General features: G+C 41.1%; 1 protein-coding gene. It reads left to right on the top strand.

All coding sequences use genetic code 11. The features are described from left to right. Positions 1-848 (top strand): IS5-like element ISAha3 family transposase (locus tag AVJ19_RS21180; protein ID WP_111861436.1); only part of this gene is annotated, 848 nt, incomplete at its 5' end. Positions 849-901 lie beyond the last annotated feature (53 nt).

The following is a 901-nucleotide window of genomic DNA, read 5'->3' as shown; positions in this document are numbered from 1 at the left end:
TCTGGTTTGATCCTAAGACGCAATGGTATGCACAACCACAAGGCAAGCAAGGACGAAATCAAACTTATTCCGATACAGCGATTCAATGCTGTTTAATGATCAAATCTCTATTCCGTCTTTCTTTACGTATGGTTACTGGCTTTGTTCAAAGCCTGATTAAACTCTGTGGCTTGAATTGGACAGCACCAGATTACTCCACCCTTTGTAGACGACAAAAGCATATTGATATTGCGATAAGCTATCAGAAAAGTCATGATGGGTTACACCTACTTGTCGACTCTACGGGTTTAAAGTTTTTAGGTGAAGGCGAATGGAAGCGTAAAAAACATCAGCCTGAATACCGTCGGCAATGGCGTAAACTGCATATTGGTATAGATGCTGAAACACTGCAAATACGTGCCGTTCAGCTTACTACAAATAATGTCAGTGATTCACAAGTACTAGGTGATTTACTGGATCAAATTCCACTAGATGAGCGAATAGATTCTGTCTATACCGATGGCGCGTACGACACGAAGTGCTGCAGAAAAGTGATTTCAGATCGTCAAGCACATGCAGTAATTCCACCCAGAAAGAATGCCAAGCCCTGGAAAGATTCTAAAATAAGTTCAATAGAACGAAATGAGTTACTTCAAACGGTTAAACATTTAGGCAGAACCCTATGGAAAAAATGGTCGGGTTATCACCGTCGTAGTTTGGTGGAAACCAAGATGCATTGCATCAAATTATTAGGTGATAGGCTGACGGCAAGACATTTTCAAAGTCAGGTCAATGAAATTCATGCGCGTGTGGCAGTTCTGAATAGATTTACGGAATTAGGTAGACCTCGCACCCAAGTTGTGTCTTAAATTTGAATGGATTGGGGAGAACTCAGCTTTTGAATGTTTATGCAACAAAGCCC

Source organism: Acinetobacter sp. CFCC 10889 (assembly GCF_003268395.1).
In the GTDB taxonomy this organism is placed as follows: domain Bacteria; phylum Pseudomonadota; class Gammaproteobacteria; order Pseudomonadales; family Moraxellaceae; genus Acinetobacter.
This window is presented reverse-complemented; position numbering and strand designations above follow the sequence as displayed.